This is a genomic window from Faecalibacterium duncaniae (genome assembly GCF_010509575.1).
Lineage (GTDB): Bacteria > Bacillota > Clostridia > Oscillospirales > Ruminococcaceae > Faecalibacterium > Faecalibacterium duncaniae.
Genome location: NZ_CP048437.1, coordinates 1577990 through 1595008, shown reverse-complemented (window position 1 = coordinate 1595008; position 17019 = coordinate 1577990). Strand labels below are relative to the sequence as shown.

Annotated in this window: 16 protein-coding genes; all 16 read left to right on the top strand. The window is 56.2% G+C overall.

Features of this window, described 5'->3' with window-relative positions; all coding sequences use genetic code 11:
- Window positions 1-14 precede the first annotated feature (14 nt).
- The 16 genes from murB (at window position 15) to radA (ending at window position 17004) form a co-directional block, all read left to right on the top strand.
- Window positions 15-953, top strand: a complete 939-nt coding sequence (murB, locus tag GXM22_RS07745; RefSeq protein ID WP_005934317.1) for a UDP-N-acetylmuramate dehydrogenase — start codon at window positions 15-17, stop codon at window positions 951-953.
- Between the two features lie 13 nt (window positions 954-966).
- Window positions 967-1830, top strand: a complete 864-nt coding sequence (gene rapZ, locus GXM22_RS07740) for an RNase adapter RapZ (protein WP_097771954.1) — start codon at window positions 967-969, stop codon at window positions 1828-1830.
- 36 nt (window positions 1831-1866) lie between these two features.
- Complete coding sequence (gene whiA, locus GXM22_RS07735) at window positions 1867-2811, top strand: DNA-binding protein WhiA (RefSeq protein ID WP_005934313.1); 945 nt, start codon at window positions 1867-1869, stop codon at window positions 2809-2811.
- A complete protein-coding gene (locus tag GXM22_RS07730; RefSeq protein WP_005934311.1) occupies window positions 2808-6323 on the top strand; it encodes a DNA polymerase III subunit alpha in 3516 nt (1171 codons plus the stop codon). Before whiA ends, GXM22_RS07730 begins: the two co-directional genes overlap by 4 nt.
- Before the next feature lie 238 nt (window positions 6324-6561).
- Complete coding sequence (gene pfkA, locus GXM22_RS07725; RefSeq protein ID WP_097771144.1) at window positions 6562-7536, top strand: 6-phosphofructokinase; 975 nt, start codon at window positions 6562-6564, stop codon at window positions 7534-7536.
- A gap of 288 nt (window positions 7537-7824) precedes the next feature.
- Window positions 7825-8778, top strand: coding sequence for a ketopantoate reductase family protein (locus tag GXM22_RS07715; RefSeq protein ID WP_097771955.1), 954 nt, complete (start codon window positions 7825-7827; stop codon window positions 8776-8778).
- Between the two features lie 126 nt (window positions 8779-8904).
- On the top strand, window positions 8905-10902 hold the full coding sequence (gene ligA, locus GXM22_RS07710; RefSeq protein WP_097771956.1) for an NAD-dependent DNA ligase LigA: 1998 nt from the start codon (window positions 8905-8907) through the stop codon (window positions 10900-10902).
- A gap of 96 nt (window positions 10903-10998) precedes the next feature.
- A complete protein-coding gene (locus GXM22_RS07705) occupies window positions 10999-11919 on the top strand; it encodes an ATPase, T2SS/T4P/T4SS family (RefSeq protein ID WP_242651656.1) in 921 nt (306 codons plus the stop codon).
- A complete protein-coding gene (locus tag GXM22_RS07700; protein ID WP_005934294.1) occupies window positions 11916-12374 on the top strand; it encodes a stage III sporulation protein AB in 459 nt (152 codons plus the stop codon). Before GXM22_RS07705 ends, GXM22_RS07700 begins: the two co-directional genes overlap by 4 nt.
- A gap of 25 nt (window positions 12375-12399) precedes the next feature.
- A complete protein-coding gene (gene spoIIIAC, locus GXM22_RS07695; protein WP_005934292.1) occupies window positions 12400-12594 on the top strand; it encodes a stage III sporulation protein AC in 195 nt (64 codons plus the stop codon).
- Window positions 12591-12974 carry a SpoIIIAC/SpoIIIAD family protein gene (locus GXM22_RS07690; RefSeq protein ID WP_005934290.1) on the top strand — a complete coding sequence of 128 codons (384 nt, stop codon included), beginning with the start codon at window positions 12591-12593 and terminating at the stop codon, window positions 12972-12974. The genes spoIIIAC and GXM22_RS07690 overlap by 4 nt, the downstream gene beginning before the upstream one ends.
- The gene (locus GXM22_RS07685) at window positions 12971-14056 is read left to right on the top strand and encodes a stage III sporulation protein AE (protein WP_097771957.1); all 1086 of its coding nucleotides are present in this window, start codon (window positions 12971-12973) and stop codon (window positions 14054-14056) included. Before GXM22_RS07690 ends, GXM22_RS07685 begins: the two co-directional genes overlap by 4 nt.
- A complete protein-coding gene (locus tag GXM22_RS07680; protein ID WP_005934282.1) occupies window positions 14056-14349 on the top strand; it encodes a hypothetical protein in 294 nt (97 codons plus the stop codon). The genes GXM22_RS07685 and GXM22_RS07680 overlap by 1 nt, the downstream gene beginning before the upstream one ends.
- Complete coding sequence (locus tag GXM22_RS07675) at window positions 14346-14855, top strand: hypothetical protein (protein WP_005934280.1); 510 nt, start codon at window positions 14346-14348, stop codon at window positions 14853-14855. Before GXM22_RS07680 ends, GXM22_RS07675 begins: the two co-directional genes overlap by 4 nt.
- A 30-nt stretch (window positions 14856-14885) precedes the next feature.
- On the top strand, window positions 14886-15494 hold the full coding sequence (locus GXM22_RS07670; RefSeq protein WP_005934277.1) for a SpoIIIAH-like family protein: 609 nt from the start codon (window positions 14886-14888) through the stop codon (window positions 15492-15494).
- 97 nt (window positions 15495-15591) lie between these two features.
- Window positions 15592-17004 carry a DNA repair protein RadA gene (gene radA, locus GXM22_RS07665; protein WP_082210792.1) on the top strand — a complete coding sequence of 471 codons (1413 nt, stop codon included), beginning with the start codon at window positions 15592-15594 and terminating at the stop codon, window positions 17002-17004.
- Window positions 17005-17019 lie beyond the last annotated feature (15 nt).

Below are 17019 nucleotides of genomic sequence, written 5' to 3'. Positions count from 1 at the left end.
AGGAATCCTGTTTTATGGAACGATTGAAACAACAGCTGCAGGCGGAGGAGATCCGCTTTGCCGAGAACGAATCCCTTGCTGCCCACTGCACCTTTAAAATTGGCGGCCCGGCGGATGTTTTTGCCCGGCCGGAGACGGAGGAACAGCTCTGCCGCGTGATCGCACTGTGCAAAGCGTGCGACGTGAAATATTACCTGCTGGGCAACGGCAGTAACATCCTGTTTGAGGATGGGGGCTACCGGGGCGTGGTCGTGGATACCACGGCTCTGAAAATGGGAATCGGTTTTCTGGAAAACGTCAGCCATCCGGGTGCAGAGCCTGGGGCGGTCTACGATGCAGTCATCGCAGGTGCGGGCTTGAAGCTTTCTGCTCTGTGTAAGGCGGCGCTGGACAGCAGCCTGACTGGCCTGGAATTTGCTTATGGCATCCCCGGCACAGTGGGTGGTGCAGTTTATATGAATGCCGGTGCCTACGGCGGAGAGATGAAGGATGTGCTGGTCTCTGTGACGTATCTGACCAGAGAAGGTGAGATCGTGACAGAAGATGCCGCAAACCTCGACCTCTCCTACCGGCACAGCATCTTTGAGGAAAACGGCGGCTGCATCCTGAGCGCAAAGTTCCACCTGAAGCGTGGAGATTCGGCAGCCATCAAGGCCCGGATGGATGAGCTGATGCAGAAGCGCATCGATAAGCAGCCGCTGGATAAGCCCAGCGCCGGCAGCACCTTCAAGCGGCCGGTGGGAGCGTTTGCGGCTGCCCTCATCGACCAGTGCGGCCTGCGGGGCTATCGCCACGGCGGTGCTGCCGTCAGCGAGAAGCACTGCGGGTTTGTGGTGAATCTGGGCGGCGCGACCTGCGCTGATGTGCTGGCCCTCTGCGATGAGGTGCGGGCAGTCGTAAAGGAAAAGACCGGGTACGACCTGGAAAAGGAAATTCGAGTGGTCAAGGCATAAGAGGGAAAATGGTATGGATCTTCTGATCGTCAGCGGGCTTTCCGGTGCGGGAAAATCGGTTGCGATGAACGCACTGGAGGATATCGGCTTTTTTTGTATCGACAATGTTCCGGCAGAGCTTCTGCCCAGCATCACGGCGTTCTCCAAGGCAGGCGATAACCAGCTCAAGCGGGTAGCGCTCTCCATGGATGTGCGCGGCTGCCACACCAGCGAGCAGATCGAACAGGCGCTGCACCAGCTGGATGAGCAGGGCATCGAGTATGAGATCTTATTCATCGATGCCCCGGATGATGTACTGATGCGCCGTTACAGCGAGACCCGCCGCCGCCATCCCATCAGCATTGCCGAGGGAATCTCCACCCGGGAAGCGCTGGCAAAGGAACGGCAGATCCTGCAGCCCTTCCGGGAGCGGGCAGACTACACCATCAACACGGAGTTTCTCTCCACGGCCCAGAACAAGGAGCGCATTTGTAATTTGTTTGCGCCAGATGGCGGGGCAAAGGCAGCAATGCGGCTCACCGTGATGTCCTTCGGCTTCAAGTTCGGCATCCCAGAGGATGCGAACCTGGTGCTGGATGTCCGCTGCCTGCCCAACCCTTTCTATATCCCGGAGCTCAAGCATAAAACGGGGCTGGATGAGGAAGTGGTGGATTTTGTCATGGGTCACCCGGAGGCAAAGGAACTGCTGCGCAGGTACGAAAGCTTTCTGGAGTATGCGCTGCCCCTCTATGTCAAGGAGGGGAAAAGCCAGCTGACCATTGCAGTGGGCTGCACGGGCGGCAAGCACCGCTCGATCACCTTTGCGCGGAAAATCGCGGAATATTGCAAACAACTGGGCTATCAGACCGGCATTCAGCACCGTGATGCGGCGCGCTGACCCGGCAGAGCCCGTGAGAACAGAAATGAGAGCGACATGAGTTTTGCATCCCAGGCACGGGAAGAGATCGCACAGCGCAGTTTGCAGCTGCAAAAGGATTGCTGTGTGCGGGCGGCAGCCTATGGCATCGCCTGCTTTGCCAAATATTTTGATGCACGGGGCCTTGTGCTGCAGACTGAACAGGAGCTGACCGCCCGTGTGGCCGAACAGTTGTTTGCCCGCTGCGGCGTGCAGGGCGCGGTGCTGGAAAAGCCCCGCCCCAGCGGTGTGGTATATGAGTTCGGCATCCGGGAACCGGAGCAGGTGCGCCGGATGCACGAGCTGTTCGGCACCACGGGCAGCGAGACAAGCTTGCAGATCGACCCGGGGCTCATCCGGTGTCAGACCTGCGTGAGTGCCTATATCAGCACGGCGTTCCTGTGCGGCGGCACTGTGACGGACCCACAGAAGGAGTATAATCTGGAATTTCTGACCGGACGCACCAACCTTGCAAAGGATTTTGAGGCCCTGCTTGCTGAGCATGAATTTGCGCCCCACCGTACCCGCCGCAACGGCGTAAACCTGATTTACGTCAAAAGCAGCGCCAGCGTGGAGCGCATCCTTGCGTTTATGGGAGCGGCAGAAGCTTCGGCCCGGATGAATGCCAAGAAGGCAGTCAAGCAGCTGCGCAACCAGATCAACCGTCAGACCAATTGTGATACCGCAAATCTGGGCAAAACGGCCCGGGCCAATGCCCAGACCACCCGTGCAATCCGTTTTTTGCAGGAGCAGGGTGCGCTGGAAACACTGCCCGAGGTCTTGCAGCAGGCCGCGGCCATTCGAATGGAAAATCCGGACTTGTCCCTGACAGCTCTGTGTGCCTGCTTTGACCCGCCCGTGAGCAAATCGGGACTTTCGCACCGGATGAAGAAGCTGGAAGCGCTGGCAGAGGATCTGCGCAGAAGATTGGAAGAAAACGCGGAAAAGGAGGAAACGAAATGATCGAACCCAGTGAGGGCAATAAGCAGGGAAGAGACTTCGTCCACCTCCATATCCATACAGAATACAGCCTGCTGGACGGTGCCTGCCGCATCGACCAGCTGATGGATCGGGTGAAGGAGTGTGGCCAGACTGCCATTGCCTGCACCGACCACGGTGTGATGTACGGCTGTGTGCAGTTCTACAAGGCAGCCAAAAAGGCGGGCATCAAGCCCATCATCGGCTGTGAGGTCTATGTGGCCACCCGCACCCGCTTTGATAAGGTGAACAAGATCGATGGCAACAATCATCTGATCCTGTTGTGCAAGAACGAGACAGGCTATAAAAACCTTGCCAAGCTGGTTTCTGCCGCCTTTATCGAGGGCTTCTACTCCAAGCCGCGTGTGGATAAGCAGCTGCTGGAGCAATACCACGAAGGCCTCATCTGCCTCTCTGCCTGCCTGGCGGGTGAGATCCCGCAGGCGATCCTGTCCGGCGATTACGAGCGCGCTAAGGCTTCTGCCTTGTGGTATCGCGACCTCTTTGGTGAGGGCAATTACTACATTGAATTGCAGGATCACGGGCTGGAAGAGGATAACATTGTGCTGCCCCAGCTCATCAAGCTGGCACGGGAGACCGGCATCCCTATGGCAGCCACCAACGACTCCCACTACCTGCGCAAGGAGGATGCCAAGATGCAGGCGATCCTGCTCTGCATCCAGACCGGAAAAACCATGCAGGATGCCGACCGTATGGAGTTCCAGACCGACGAATTCTACGTTAAAACAACGGATGAGATGTACGATCTGTTTGCCATGGTGCCGGATGCCTGTGCCAACACACGGATCATTGCCGACCAGTGCAATTTTGATTTTGAGTTTGGTAACACCAAAATTCCGTATTATAAGGCCCCTGGCGGCATGGACAACCAGGCGTTCTTTGAAAAGCTCTGCTGGGAGGGTCTGGAGCGCCGCTACGGTTCCAATGTGCCGCAGGCCAACAAAGACCGCCTGAACTACGAGATCAGTGTCATCAAGACGATGGGCTATACCAACTATTACCTCATCGTCTGGGATTACGTCAACTATGCCAAGAGCCAGGGAATCCCGGTGGGCCCGGGCCGTGGCTCCGGTGCGGGCAGTATCGCAGCATACAGCGTGGGCATCACTGACATTGACCCCATCCGCTATAACCTGATCTTTGAGCGCTTTCTGAACCCGGAACGTGTCAGTATGCCCGATTTCGACGTAGACTTCTGCTACGAGCGCCGCCAGGAAGTGATCGACTACGTCAACCGCAAGTATGGCGCTGACCATGTAGCCCAGATCGTTACCTTTGGCACCATGGCTGCCCGCAATGCGATCCGCGATGTGGGCCGTGTGATGGGAATGCCGTATCAGGAAGTGGATGTAGTAGCAAAGCAGGTCCCGGCGGAGCTCAAAATGACCATCAAACATGCGTTGGAGGTCTCACCGGAGCTCAGGCGGATGTATGAAACGGACCCGAAGGTGACGGAACTGCTCGACACTGCCATGAAGGTGGAGGGAATGCCCCGCCACGCTTCTACCCATGCAGCCGGTGTTGTGATTACCCCGGAACCAACGGATTACTATCTGCCCCTTGCCACAAACGATGGCCTGCCCGTGACCCAGTTCAACATGACGGAGATCGAGGAGCTGGGCCTGCTGAAGATGGACTTCCTCGGTCTGCGCACCCTGACGGTCATCCGGGATGCGGAGCTGGCCATTCAGAAAAAAGAACCGGATTTCTCCATCGCCAAGCTGGATTATGACGATCCCGAAACCTACAAAATGCTCTCCCGGGGTGAGACCGAAGGCGTGTTCCAGCTTGAATCCTCGGGTATGAAGCAGGTGCTGGTGGGCCTGCAGCCGCAGAATTTGGAAGATGTCATCGCTCTGATCAGCCTGTACCGCCCCGGCCCGATGGATTCCATCCCGACCTACCTGCGCAACCGCCATGAACCGGACAAAATCAGCTATAAGACCCCGCAGCTGGCCCACATTCTGGATGTGACCAATGGCTGCATCGTCTATCAGGAACAGGTCATGCAGATCTTCCGGGAGCTGGCAGGCTTCTCGTTCGGGCAGGCAGATAATGTCCGCCGTGCCATGAGCAAGAAGAAACACGCTGTGATGGAGGCAGAGCGGGAACATTTTGTCCACGGCTGCACAGACCCCGGCAACGAGTGCCCGGGCTGTGTGGCAAACGGCATCTCGGAAAAGATTGCAAACGAAATTTACGATGAGATGTCCAGCTTTGCGTCCTACGCATTCAACAAGAGTCATGCTGCCTGTTATGCCTATGTGGCATTCCAGACAGCCTACCTCAAGTGCCATTACCCCAGCGAGTTTATGGCTGCGCTGCTGACCAGTGTCCTGGACAACACTGGCAAGGTCATCGAGTATTCCGGCGAGTGCGCCCGGCTGGGGATCAAGGTCCTGCCGCCGGATATCAATATCTCGGGCAGCGGCTTTACTGCAGAGGACAGTGGCCGGATCCGGTTTGGCCTGAACGCCGTGAAAAATGTCGGCACCCGGCTGATTGAACGCTCCGTAGAGGAGCGGCAGGAAAAGCCTTATACCAGCCTGTACGATTTCTGCAAACGGATGCATGGTACCGAGCTGAACCGCCGCACTGTGGAAAGCCTCATCAAGGCCGGTGCCTTTGATAATCTCGGCTCCAACCGCCGCAGTCTGGTCGAAGCAACTGAGGGCGTGCTCAAGAGCATCGAGAGTGACAGCCGGAAGAATCTGGATGGTCAGATCGACCTCTTCTCGATGATGAGCGGCACGGACAATACGTCTGCCGCCGACAGCTATGAGATCAAGCCCTGCCCTGAGTATACCCACGCCGAGCTGCTCCAACAGGAGAAAGAGGTCAGCGGCCTGTACCTTTCCGGTCATCCACTGGATGCCTACCGGGAGCAGTCAGCTCAGTTTGCAACCCACACCATCAAAGCTCTGACCGGTGAGGATGCCAATGTGCCGGACAATAGCCATGTCCGCATCGTCTGCACCATTGTCAAGAGCAAAATGGTGACGACAAAGACCAACAGCATGATGGCCTATACCAGCGTAGAGGATCTGACCGGCACCATGGAGGTCATCGTGTTCCCGCGTACACTGGAAACATTCCGGGACGTGCTGCACGATAACGCGGTCGTGGTCATTGAGGGCCGCCTGTCTATCCGAGAGGATGAACCTGCCCGCCTGGTCGCCGAGAGTATTTCGCCCATTGAGGGCTATAACCCCGTCAGGCCACAGGACAACCGCCCAAATCAGATGCGGGATGCAGCCCGGCGGCTCTACGTCCGGCTGCCCTCCCGCACCAGCCCGGAGTACGCCAAGGTGGTCAATCTGCTGGAGATTTTTGACGGTGATATGCCGGTGATCTTCTATCTGGAGGACACAAAACAGAAGCTGGCGGCTCCCCGCAGGCTGTATACGTCAGGGCATCCGCTTTTCTTTGAGGAACTGCAGCGCATCGTGGGCGAAAAGAATGTTGCAACAAAATGACATGCGCAGGAACGATTCAAACCAGGTGCACGTGTGCCAAAAACAACACCAAGACGTACGCCTGTGAATTTTAATAAACTTTTAACGAAGTGCCAAAAAGGTATTGGATTCAAGCGGGAACTGTGTTATAATGTCTAAAGGCAAGTTATGATCTGAGCAAGGCGATGGAGCTGGTGCCCAAAGAGAGAGGGTAAGTGCTCCATAGGTAAATGACGAAACAATTGGAGGGAATCTTTCCATGGAAAAGCAAATCAAAACGATTGGTGTGCTGACCAGCGGCGGCGACGCTCCGGGTATGAATGCTGCAGTTCGCGCCGTTGTCCGTGCAGGCCTGCACAAGGGCTTCCGTATGATCGGCATTCAGCGCGGCTACAATGGCCTGCTGGACGGCGAGTGCTTTGAAATGAACCTGCGCAGCGTTTCCAATATCATCTCTGCCGGTGGCACCATCCTGTATACGGCCCGCTGCCTGGAGTTCAAGACCAAGGAGGGCCAGGACAAGGGCGCTGCAAAGTGCCGTGAGCTGGGCATTGACGCGCTGGTGGTCATCGGCGGCGACGGCTCCTACCGCGGTGCCCGTGAGCTGGCACACCGCGGCATTCCGATGATCGGTCTGCCCGGCACCATCGATAATGATATCGCCTGCACCGATTACACCATCGGCTACGATACCGCAATGAACACCGCCCTGGAAATGATCGACAAGCTGCGCGATACCACCCAGAGCCATGACCGCTGCAGCGTGGTCGAGGTCATGGGCCGCAATGCGGGTTACATCGCTCTGAACGTTGCCATTGCCTCCGGTGCCATGGCTGTGCTGCTGCCCGAAAAGGAATTCGATATGCAGCACGACATTCTGGATAAAATCACCGAGACGCAGCGCACCGGTAAGCGCCACTTCATTGTCATCGTTGCCGAGGGCATTGGCCACTCTCAGGAGATTGCCAACGAGATCCAGGCCCGCACCGGCATCGATACCCGTGCTACCATTCTGGGCCATGTCCAGCGCGGTGGCTCTCCCACTCTGCGTGACCGCGTGAATGCTTCCGCAATGGGCTATCACGCTGTCTGCCTGCTGGAGCAGGGTAAGTACAACCGTATCGTTGGTATGAAGGGTGAGCACCTTGTGGATTACCCCGTGGATGAGGCGTTGGAGATGACCAAGACGCTTGACCCCGTGCTCATTGACGTTTGTAATACGATTTCTATCTGAGAATAACAGACGTATCTATGTTTTATAACGCGTAAAATCAGCCCCCGGAGAACCGCAAAAAGTTCTCCGGGGGCTTTTTGTTCTGCTTTAAAGCACTTTGGCACCGTTTGCGGTCAATTTGAAGGTTGCGCCCAGCATATCCGCTGCCCCGCGGCACATCAGCATCCGCTGCAATCAAATTGCTGTAAAATCTATGTGCAAAAATAGCTTTGCATTTTCATTTCTCTTTCCAGCAAATCGAATTCGTGCTACAATGGAATCGGACAAATCAAAGAGGGGGAATCTAACATGAAAATACAATCTGTTGCCATTTTGGGCGCTGGAGCGGTGGGCTCTTACATCATCTGGGGGCTTTCTAAAAAGGATAATATCCGTCTGGGTGTGATCGCGGAAGGTGACCGTGCCCGGCGGCTGAAAGAAAGCGGCTGCGCCATCAATGGAGCAGTTTACCGCCCGGAGGTCTGGACCCCGCAGGAAGCGCAGGGCGTAGACCTGTTGGTCGTTGCACTGAAATATGGCTCACTGCCCGGAGCTTTGGAAAGCATCAAGACCGCTGTCGGCAGCAATACCGTTGTGATGAGTCTGATGAATGGTGTGGACAGCGAGGAGCTGATCGCCGCACAGGTGGGTGCAGAGCATCTGCTGTATTCCTTCATCAAGGTTGCGTCTCACAAGGAAGCGGATGGTTACCATTTTGACCCGGATGCAACACTTGGTGTAATCTATGGCGAGCGATTTGCACCGTTTGAGAGTGAACGTGTCAAGGCAGTGCGGGAACTGTTCACGGATTCCGGGGTCAACTTCCGGGTTACGGAACACATTCAGGAAGAGATGTGGAGCAAGTTCCGGCTGAACGTCTGCAACAATCTGCCGCAGGCGATTCTGGGAGCCGGTGTGGGCTGCTACCGGGACAGCGTCCACATGAAAGCCATCAGCGATGGCCTGCGCCGGGAACTGGAAGCCATTGCAACTGCACGGGGCATTGATCTGCGCATCGCAGATGCCGTCAGCCACGGATGCGCTGTTCCTGCCACAGCCCGTTATTCCACTCTGCAGGATCTGGATGCCGGACGGCATACAGAGATCGATATGTTCTCGGGAGCGCTGATGCGGATGGGAAAGGAGCTTGGGATTCCCACGCCGTATAACGAATACACCTACCACATGATCAAGGCCATGGAAGAGAAAAATGACGGCCTGTTCGATTATGATGGCACGGAGGAACCCACCTGGGCAAAATAAAGCGACTGTCTTGTTAGGATTCGGCACGTTCACTCCCGAGTCACCGGCAGCACTTTTGGCTGTATTTTGCTTTTGAAATATGGTATAATTACAGTATTGGTATTGGGAAAAGGAGAGTAAACGAACGTGGAACTGGAACAGGCACGCAAACGCGCGGAAGAGCTACGCGTGATCATTGAAAGGAACAACCGTTTATACTATGATCAGGATGCCCCGGAGCTGGAGGATTTTGAATATGACGCTTTGACCCGGGAGCTGAAAGCATTGGAAGCAGAATTCCCGCAGCTGGTCACTGCGAATTCTCCGACCCAGAAAGTGGGCGGAACCCCCAGCGGGCGCTTTGCCAAGGTGACACATGCTGTGAAGATGGAAAGCCTTTTGGATGCGTTTTCCTTCGATGAACTGCGCGATTTCGACCGCCGGGTACGGGAAGCCGGGATCGAGCCGGAATATGTCGTCGAGATCAAGATCGACGGCCTTTCCTGCAGCTTGGAATATGAGAACGGCGTACTTGTGCGTGCTTCCACCCGCGGCGACGGCGTGGTGGGTGAAGATGTGACAGCCAATGTCAAGGCTATCAAGCGTATTCCAAAGACTTTGAAAAATGCCCCGGAATATCTGGAAGTGCGCGGCGAGGTCTACATGCCGCACGATGCCTTCCAGCACCTTTGTGCGGAACAGGAATTACAGGGTGCGGCACCGTTCAAAAATCCGCGCAATGCTGCCGCAGGGTCTCTGCGTCAGAAGGATTCTAAGATCACCGGCAGCCGGGGGTTGTCCATCTTCGTATTCAACGTCCAGCAGGTGCGGGGCAGGGAACTGACCAGCCATGCCGAAAGCCTCGACTACCTCAAGAGTCTGGGCCTGCCGGTCTCCCCGCGTTATCATATCGTGCATGATATCGAGGATGCCATTGCAGAGATCGAGCAGATCGGCCAGAACCGTGCAGCACTGGATTTTGATATGGACGGTGCTGTGATCAAGGTGAACAACTTTGCACAGCGGGAACTGCTGGGCTCCACCAACAAATTCCCGCGCTGGGCCATTGCGTTCAAGTATCCGCCCGAGGTCAAGGAGACCACATTGCGCAGTATTGAAGTCGGCGTGGGACGCACCGGCGTTCTGACTCCCACCGCCTGTTTTGACCCGGTGTTTCTGGCAGGTACCACGGTTTCCCGTGCCACCCTTCACAATGAAGATTTTATCCGTCAACTGGGTCTGTGTATCGGAGATACCATTCAGGTGCGCAAGGCGGGTGATATCATTCCGGAGGTCATCGGTGTGACCCGCCACGAACCGGACGCTCAGCCTTACCAGATGCCGGAATTTTGCCCTTCCTGCGGTGCTCCGGCAGTGCACCTGGAAGATGAAGCTGCTTTGCGCTGTGTCAACCCGGAATGCCCCGCACAGGCACTCCGCAATATCATCCACTTTGCATCCCGGGATGCCATGGACATCGACGGTCTGGGCACCATGGTCGCCACGCAGCTGGTGGATAAAGGGCTGGTACACTCTGCGGCAGATCTCTATGACTTGACAATAGAGCAGCTGCTCACGCTGGAAAAGTTCAAGGAAAAGAGCGCAAACAATCTTCTGCAGGCGATCGAAGCTTCCAAGCAGAACAATCTGGATAAGCTGATGTTTGCGTTTGGAATCCGCAACATCGGCGATAAAGCCGCCGCATTGCTGGCAGAGCATTTTGGCTCTCTGCAGGCCATCCGGGAAGCAACCGAGGAGCAGATCGGCGAGATTGATGGTTTTGGCGGCGTGATGGCCCAGAGCGTGACTGAATTCTTTGCCAAGGATGGCACAACGGATCTGGTGCACCGTCTGGCCGATGCCGGTGTGAACATGCAATGGAAGGGGGAGCCCAAGGGCGATAAGCTCGCCGGGAAAACGCTGGTCGTGACCGGAACGCTGGAAACACTCTCCCGCAGTGAAGCTGAGGCACTTATCGTAAAGAATGGCGGCAAAGCAAGCGGTTCTGTTTCCAAAAAAACAGCGTATGTGGTGGCTGGTGCCGCCGCAGGTTCCAAGCTGACCAAAGCACAGGCACTGGGTGTGCCTGTGCTGACCGAGGTAGAGTTTCTTGCTATGATCGCAGAGGATAAGTCCCAGCAATAATCAGAAAACCTGTTCTAAAAAGCCCGTACAGTTTGGATGCTGTGCGGGCTTTTCTGCGCCCTGCGGGTTCTAACCTCCGGGCCGGTGCATACACTGATGGCAAAGGACACGGAAGGAGAACAGAAGATGGACGAGTATTATCAGGTGGTGCAGACACTGCCCCAATGGCTGGCAAGGCCGCTGGGGCAGCTCCCGTCAAAAGATGCGGAAACTGTACATGAGCTGCGGCTCCGGCTGGGCTGTGCTCCACAGTTTACGGTGCAGGGGTGCAGCTGCACACCTGCACAGCTGGCACCTGAACTGAATGCACTGCAAACGATGCAGCTGACCCCGTTGCAGATGGAAGAGATCCTGTTCACCCTCTGCGGCGGTTCAGTCCATACCCATCAGACAGAGATCGCACAGGGCTATGTTACACTGGAAAATGGCTGTCGGGCAGGGCTTGGCGGGCGTTTTTTGCAAAACCCGGAACAGGGCACGGTTCTGCAGGAGCTTACCTCTGTCAACCTGCGCATTGCCCGGGAAAAGACCGTTCCGCTTCCACAGGAACTGACCGCAGCATTGCGGGGGCATTTCATCGGGATGCTTCTTGTTGGAGAGCCGGGCAGCGGCAAGACCACATTGCTGCGCAGTATTGCCCGGGAGCTCGTCCGGCAGCAGAAGATCCTTTCGGTCATTGATGAACGGCGGGAGCTCTTTGCCGGGAATACACACGGCGAGGCGCTGGATGTTCTTGCCGGGCTCCCCAAGGGACAAGCAGTGCAGATGGCATTGCGCACCCTTTCGCCACAGGTGATCCTGCTGGATGAGCTGGGAGGTCTGGATGAGGTCACAGCGCTGGAGCAGGGCCTGTTCAGCGGGGTGGATTTTATTGCCACCCTTCATGCTGCCACACCCGAAGAGGCGACCATGCGCCCACAGGTAAAATATCTGATGGAGCGCGGCGCGGTGCGGGTGCTCGTCTGGCTGACCGGTAGACAAGCACCCGGCTGCATCGGGGAGGTGCGGTTTCTATGAGCCCTCTGCGCTGGTTGAGTGTCTGCTGTTTTGTCGTCTGCGGCTGGTGCGCAGGCGACAGCTTTCATCAGCAGGCGCAGGCGCATCTGGAAGCCCTGCGCAAAACCCTGGATCTGCTGGAAACGCTGCATCAGGAAATCAGCTTCCGCCGCAGTGACCTGAATCTTCTCTGCCGGAAATTGATACAGGATGGGCAGCTTCCACCAGAAACGGTTTCGTTACAAACGCTGGAGCCCTTTCCCTCCCTGACCTTAGAAGAACGCACCCGCTTCTCAGAATGTTTTTCAGGCCTGGGGCGGTTGGAAGCGGAGCAGGAGTGCAGACGGCTTGAATTGTATCAGGCACAGTTTCAGGCAGCCTTGCAGGAAGGTGAAGCTGCGGCCCGGACGCAGTCGATGCTTTCGCACAAGCTGGGCCTGGCCGTCGGGCTTGCAGCTGCCATTCTGCTGGGATGAATCAGCTCAAAAGGAGAGGACGCGGATGGAGATTGACCTTATCTTCAAAATTGCGGCCATTGGCATCATTGTTGCCGTGCTGAACCAACTGCTGATCCGCTCCGGGCGGGAGGATCAGGCAATGATGACGACATTGGCCGGTCTGGTGGTCGTGCTGTCCATCCTGGTCAAACAGATCAGTGTGCTGTTCGTTACCATCAAGTCGCTGTTTGCACTATGAGTGCAGCCGTGGCTGTGTTCGGCATTGCGCTGCTCGCGGCACTGCTCTATGCAGTTCTGGAAAAGCAGGCCCCCGCCTATGCACTCCTGCTCTCCCTTGGGGCAGCGCTGGTGCTGCTGGTGCGGGCAGGGACAAGCATCCGGACAGTACTTTCCGGCATAGCACGCCTGGCTGGACAAGCTGACAGCGGGGCTTTTTCCTGCCTTGTACGGAGTGCGGCTATCGTTCTGCTGACAGATTATACCCGCACCCTGTGTGAGGAAGCCGGGGCAGAATCTTTAGGGTGGTGTGTTGGACTGGCAGGTCGGTGTCTTGTACTGGCAGCGGCGTGGCCCTTGCTGGAAGAGATCCTGCAGACGATTGGGAGCATTGCAAGATGAAGAACTGGAAGTGGTGGGCTTTTCTGCTGGTGGGAACAAGCCTCTGCCTGTGCGCCCCGACAGTTTTTGCGGCAGAGAGTGCCGGTTTGCACACACAGCTGCCGGGAGCAGAGCTCTGGCAGCCTTATCTTGACCAAAGCCCTGTGGATGCTTTGCAGGTAGCAGAAGACCCGTGGAGCGTTCTGCAAAGTTTTTGCACTTCGTCTCTGTTCCAGACACTGCGGGAAAGCATCCGCGGTTATGCCGCACTGCTGTTGTTTCTGCTCCTGTCTGCCATAGTCAGTCTGTTTCTGGGGGAGGAAGGTGATCACAGCTGGTGTGATCCTGTCTGCGCCGGTGGGTGTGGGATCCTCCTGTGGGAACCATTGCTTGAAATTGCCCGGCAGCTGTGCGCGCAGATCGAAAGCTGGAACCGCTTTCTCTCCGGTTTTCTTCCTGTCTATGCCGGTGTTCTGATCATGGGTGGTGAGACAAGTGCCGGGGCCGCCGCAAGCGGCTTTTTTCTGACATTGCTTTGTCTGCTGGCACAGGCCCTGACGGCCTTTGTACCGCCCATTCTGGAATGCTTCCTTGCATTGAGCATGGCTTGCTGTATCACGGAACAGAGCTGCCTGGGGAACCTGTGCAAAGCGGCAGGGACACTGCTGCAAAAGGGACTTTCCCTTACTGGAAAGCTGCTGGCTGCACTGTTGGGATTCCAGCGCATCTCTGCCGCACAGCTCGACCGAACGGCGCTGCGCACAGGACAGTTTCTCACCGGCACCATTCCCATTGTGGGGCAGAGTTTGAGCGATGCTTCCGAGGCTGTTCTGGCAGGCATCCAATTGCTCAAAAGCGGCCTTGGAATGGCCGCTATCCTGATTTTATTGGCTGAGTTTCTGCCACTGTATCTCGGGATGCTTGCGCATCTGGGATGTATCATTCTCTGCGGTACGCTGTGCAGCCTGACCGGAAACAACCGTGGACAGGCACTGCTTACCTGTTTTGCTTCTGCTGTCCGGTGTATGATGGCCTGTATCGCGCTCTTTTTCGGGCTGGCCGTAACAGGAACCGCACTTCTTTTTATGCTGGGAGGCGTTTGATGCAGACATTGAAAAGCGCAGCTGTGGTCTTTTGCACTGCCTGTATCTGCGCAGAGCTGCTGGCCCGGCTCACAGGAAACAGCTGGGCCCGACGGTGCATAAAAGCCGTGGCTGGACTATATATTTTAGTGGTGCTTTTACAGGTCATCCCTCAGCTCCGGACAGAAGTTCAGTCCTTTTCTGTGCCGGATCTTTCGCCCGCATCCATGGGCACGCTGGAAGATGCCATTCAGGCTGAACTGGATGCCCGCAGCAGCGGACAGGAAGCAAAGGAGGGGAACCTTTCCGGATGAAGAGCAGGGAACAGAGCCTCTTTGCCGGTTTGCTCCAGAAGCAAAACCGCACCCAGCTCGCAATCATTCTGGGTGTGGCGGCAATGCTGCTGATCTTATTCTCAGAATTATTCTCGACCCCCGCAAAAACCGCAGCAAATGCAGGCAGTTCTGCTGCTGTTTCAGAAACTGCCTACCGGGAGCAATTGGAAACACAGCTGACAGAGCTGATCGAACAGCTCGATGGGGCAGGAAAAACCGTTGTGATGGTGACACTGGAAAGTGGGGAAGAAACGATCTATGCTGTGGATACGCAGTCCGGCCAGATGCAGAACCAGGAGACCCATGTTCTGCTGGAGGATGGCTCCGCCCTGGAAGAGACGACCTATCTGCCTGCCGTCTGCGGTGTGGCTGTTGTCTGTGATGGTGGGGGAGATGTCCGGGTCGCCGCTCGTATCACAGAGCTTGTCCGGGCACTGCTGGATCTTTCGGCCAATCGAATTTGTGTAGAACAGCGCAAAGGATAACGCACCATGTAATATAAGGAGGAAACAGCTATGAGAGCCATCTCGAAGAATACCCGCAAAGCAACAGCCATTACTCTGGCAGCAGCACTGGTCATTGCCGTTTATCTGAACTGGCAGTATGCCCGCACCGGTGTGACGCTGGAAGAGGATGCAGTCAACGTCTCTGCCGTCAGTCAGGAGACCGTTCCCGTTACGGATGAACTGATGACTGAAGCCGAAGCGGTTTCCAGTGCCAACAAGAATTATGGCGAAGCTCAGCTTGTGAGCGTTGCAAACAACAGCGGCTCCAAGTTCTTTGAAGAAGCGCGGCTCAAGCGGACCAAAGCCCACGATGAAGCCATGGACAGCATTCAGAAAGCGCTGAAATCCGCTTCTCTCTCCACGGAAGAAAAGAAGGAGTATACCAGCCAGCTGACCGGAAACCTTGCGGATCTCAACGCGGAAAACGAGATCGAGACACTGGTCAAGGCCAAGGGGTTTGCGGATTGTCTCTGCTTTCTGCAGTCAGGTCGGGCCGATCTGACTGTTATGACCTCGGGCGATGCCTTAACGGCTGCACAGGTAGCGCAGATCCGTGACATTGTGTTGAGCAAGAGCAGTGTGACAGCCCAAAATATCACCGTTGTTGAGGTAAAGTAAGGGAGCAGTTGCGGCAGACAACAGAATGTGGTAAACTAAAACAGAACAATGAAATTGAGCGCCGCTTTTCCAGCGGCGTTTTTGCAGGGAGTGCACCATGAAGGAACCAAAGCTCAAAACTGTTTACGTCTGCTCCAACTGCGGTGAAACCAGCCCGCGCTGGATGGGCCGCTGCCCCAGCTGCGGCAGCTGGAATACCATGAATGAGGATGTTGTTGCGGAAGCGCCCAAGGCAGGGCTTTCCAGCAGCAAAGCGGCAGCACCTGCCCGGCAGGAGGGTGTCACCTCGCTGACGGCCCGGCGGTTGGCCGATATCAGCACTACGGAAGAGAAAAGCCGCATCCTGACCGGCATATCGGAGCTTGACCGGGTGCTGGGCGGCGGCATCGTGCTGGGCGGCGTGGTTTTGCTCAGCGGAGAACCGGGTGTTGGCAAATCTACGATGCTTTTGCAGCTCTGCGGTGCCATCTCCAACCAGCATTCTGTTCTGTATATCACGGGTGAGGAATCTGTCCGTCAGGTCAAACTGCGTGCTGCGCGGTTGAAAGTGCCGCAGGAGAACATCTATCTTGCTGCGGAGAACGATGTGGACGAGATCTGCGGCCTGATTGAAAAGGAAAAGCCGGAGCTTGTAGTCATCGACTCTATCCAGACGATGCGCTGTATGGATCTTTCTTCCTCGGCCGGTACGGTCAGTCAGGTCAAGGAGAGCGCCGCCCGTCTGCTGGCGGTAGCCAAAAAGCAGGAGATCCCCATGTTCATTGTGGGCCATGTCAACAAAGACGGAGCCATTGCAGGCCCCAAGGTCATGGAGCACATCGTGGATACTGTGCTCTACTTTGAGGGCGACAAAATGCTGCCTTATCGCATTCTGCGAGCTGCCAAGAACCGCTATGGCTCCACCAATGAACTGGGCATGTTTGATATGACAGGGCAGGGGCTGGAGGAGATCGAAAACCCTTCCCAGATGCTTTTGGAAGGCCGTCCGCTGGGGGTTTCCGGTAACTGCGTCGCCTGTACGATGGAGGGCAGCCGCCCCATTCTAAGCGAGATCCAGGCCCTTGCCACCAAAACGAATTTCCCGGCACCGCGCCGTGCCTGCAGCGGCTATGATTATAACCGCATGAATCTGCTCATTGCCGTTCTGGAAAAACGGGCAGGGTATTTCTTTGGCAATCTGGATGTCTATATCAACATAGTGGGCGGCATTGCCCTGCGGGATACTGCCTGCGATCTGGCGGTCTGCCTGTGTATGGTGTCGTCTCTGCTGGACTGCCCCGTGAGCGATAAGCTCATTGCCATTGGGGAAGTGGGTCTGGGCGGTGAGGTGCGCAGTGTGCCCAACCTTGAACAACGCCTGCGGGAAGCCGAGCGCATCGGCTTTGAGCGGGCTGTGGTGCCAAAACATAGCCTTGCCCACCTGAACCCGGCAGATTATCCGGGCATGAAGCTGATAGGTGCGGCTTATATCTCGGATGCGATCCATGCATTGAAATCAGACCGGTTGTAACGAATTTACGGAGAA